This window comes from Clostridium sp. (genome assembly GCF_036569345.1).
Classification (GTDB): domain Bacteria; phylum Bacillota; class Clostridia; order Clostridiales; family Clostridiaceae; genus Clostridium_AD.
On sequence record NZ_DATCQT010000195.1, the window covers coordinates 1 to 2,567 of the forward strand.

Genomic DNA, 2,567 nt, shown 5'->3' on the forward strand with positions numbered 1-2,567 from the left:
AAGTAGCCAAAAACGTAGAATCAATGCAGCTAAATTTCCATATATAAAAACATTCGATGAAATGGATCTTAGTCGTTATGAACATGTATCTGAGGCTACATTTCATGATTTAGCCAGCTGTGATTTCGTAAGCAAACGACAAAACATAGTTATGATAGGAAACACAGGTCGAGGTAAAACTCATTGTTCTATTGCTCTTGGAATTAAGGCATGTATGCAAGGTATGAATGTAAAATTTTATACAGCCGCAAATCTTTCTAATGAACTCATAGAAGCGATGGAATACAAACGAATACTGAAGCTTGAGCGACAACTAGAAAAGATAGATCTTCTGATTATCGATGAAGCCTCCTACATCACTTTTAATAGGCATCAATCCGAACTACTTTTCAAAGTAATAGCCGATAGAGCAGAGAAAAGAAGTGTCATCGTATCTACAAATTTAAAATTCTCCGAGTGGCCAACATTATTTGAAAATGAAACTATGGTTGCTGCACTAATTGATAGATTAACCTTTCGATCACATGTATTGAATATGAATGGTCAATCATTTCGAAGTGAACACTCTAGAGAACATTCAAAGGAAGGTGCAGTATAATGACTGAAAAGGAACAGGAATATCTAGAAAATTTAGAAGAATGCTTTTTCCAATTACGAAGCTCATATGAATGCTCACAAGGTGAAATCAAGGATCTAAAAGTGAAGATAGAAATCTTGAAAGAAGTATGTCAGGATAACTTCATTGAAATTCCGGATTTGGATGGCCCAATTCCATTCTAATAAGCATATTCAGGGAAATACCAGTGCAGGTGTTTCCCCATATTAAGAATAAAGTGGTAAACTTTTTCAGTATCAAAAATAGTAAAGTGGTAAACTTTTTCACTGTCACTACTGGTAAACAAATTCAGTAGCAAGTGGTAAAGAAATTCGTTGACATTCACAAGAGGTGAAGATAATGAAGTTGTTTATACCAGATATAGCATATATAGATCCAAAAATTTTAAAATATAATGAATCAAAAAAAACAATTGAGTACTTAGAAAAGTTAAAGGTGCCCATCGTTAATTCTAAAAAAGTTGTAATAGATTCAGGATCTCCTGAAAAAAACTATGCAACGGCTAAAAAAACAATTCTTTTTACAACTAATGGTCAAAAAAAATTAGTAAGTTGTAAACCATCTGCAGATTACCAATTTTCCTTATCAAGTTCATGTCCTGCTAATTGTGAATATTGCTATCTTCAGACTACTCAAGGTGAAAAACCTTATATGAAAATTTTCTTAAATATTGAGGAAATCTTAGGAAATATACAAACTTATATAGATGCTAACATGCCAAATATTACTTCTTTTGAATGCTCAAGTATAACTGATCCTATTGCACTTGAACACCTAAGTGGAAATTTGAAAAGATGCATAGAGTTTTTTGGAGCAAGTTCTAATGGAAGATTGAGACTTGTAACTAAATTCGACGATATTGAGCCATTTTTAAATTTAAACCATAATAGACACACAAAGTTTAGATTTACCTTAAACTCGCGTTATGTGATAGATAACTTCGAACACAATACTTCCAGTTTTCATGATAGAATAGACGCTGTTAAAAAAATTGCTGTTGCTGGATACCCAATAGGGTTTATAATTGCACCAATTATGATATATGATAATTGGAAAGAGGAATATAAGGAACTTTTTGAAACATTAAAAATAGCGCTTGGAGATTATCATGGGGGAGTAAGTTTTGAACTTATACAACATAGATTTACAAAAGCTGCTAAAGAACTTATAGTTCATAGGTTTATTAATACAAAGCTTAATATGGATGAGGACAAGAGGTTACTAAAATGGGGACCATATGGAAAGTTTAAGTATGTTTATAAGAAAGTAGAGAGTGAAAGCATAAAAACATATATTTCAGAACTGATTAACAGCAATTTTGAAAAGGCAATAATAGAATATTTTACTTAATCGCTTAAAATATTGATTTGCTTATATTAATATTTAAAAATTGAAATAGGTATTAAAATGTTGATTTAGATCACATAAATACGAACAATTAGAGCTAGAAAGTATAGCAATTTTGCATTATTTATATAAGTATATTTTAATACTTTGTGTTATTATTTTCAAGATGATCAGTTTGATGATACCCCCTAAAATAAAAGCCATTCAAGATAATGTTTATTATGTTTAATGGTTGTATTGTAAAAAATTCTTCCTATTGCCAAACATCAAGATGATCTTTTATAAAGTCTTCTATTGTTCTAGGTTTTCTTTTCAAAAGTAATTCAGCAGTATTTGTAACATGGTTTGCCATGCCTAATTTTGTTGTAAGATATAATACCATCATTACCGTTGCAAAATCCTTTTTTATACCTCTTTCAATCATGTCTTTTCTAAATTTAAACAGGGATGGATTTGAATATGTGATTTTTCTTCCAAGTACTCTTGTCATGGTATCTGCAACTTCAAAATAAGTAATAGCCTCCAAACCCGTAATAGTATATGCCTTATTTTTATGCCCTTCCTCTGTAATTATTCTTCCAATAATTTCACCAATATCTCTTGC

At 30.8% G+C, this 2,567-nt stretch carries 3 protein-coding genes and 1 pseudogene; 3 read left to right on the forward strand and 1 reads right to left on the reverse strand.

Features of this window, described 5'->3' with window-relative positions:
- From istB to splB, 3 genes are all read left to right on the forward strand, one after another.
- Positions 1–598 (forward strand): IS21-like element helper ATPase IstB (istB, locus tag VIM70_RS20675; protein WP_331947678.1); only part of this gene is annotated, 598 nt, incomplete at its 5' end.
- Positions 598–780: a hypothetical protein gene (locus VIM70_RS20680; RefSeq protein WP_331947679.1), complete on the forward strand. Its 183-nt coding sequence runs from the start codon at positions 598–600 to the stop codon at positions 778–780. The genes istB and VIM70_RS20680, both read left to right, overlap by 1 nt.
- Positions 781–955: 175 nt before the next feature.
- Positions 956–1,966, forward strand: coding sequence for a spore photoproduct lyase (gene splB, locus VIM70_RS20685; RefSeq protein ID WP_331947680.1), 1,011 nt, complete (start codon positions 956–958; stop codon positions 1,964–1,966).
- Positions 1,967–2,216: 250 nt separating this feature from the next.
- Here the strand turns inward: splB and VIM70_RS20690 are convergent.
- Positions 2,217–2,567, reverse strand: a pseudogene (locus VIM70_RS20690) (SDR family NAD(P)-dependent oxidoreductase); the annotation flags it as partial.

Coding starts and splice junctions, on each gene's coding strand:
- splB (WP_331947680.1), top strand. CDS start 956: ATGAAGTTGTTTATACCAGATATAGCATATATAGATCCAAAAATTTTA.
- VIM70_RS20680 (WP_331947679.1), top strand. CDS start 598: ATGACTGAAAAGGAACAGGAATATCTAGAAAATTTAGAAGAATGCTTT.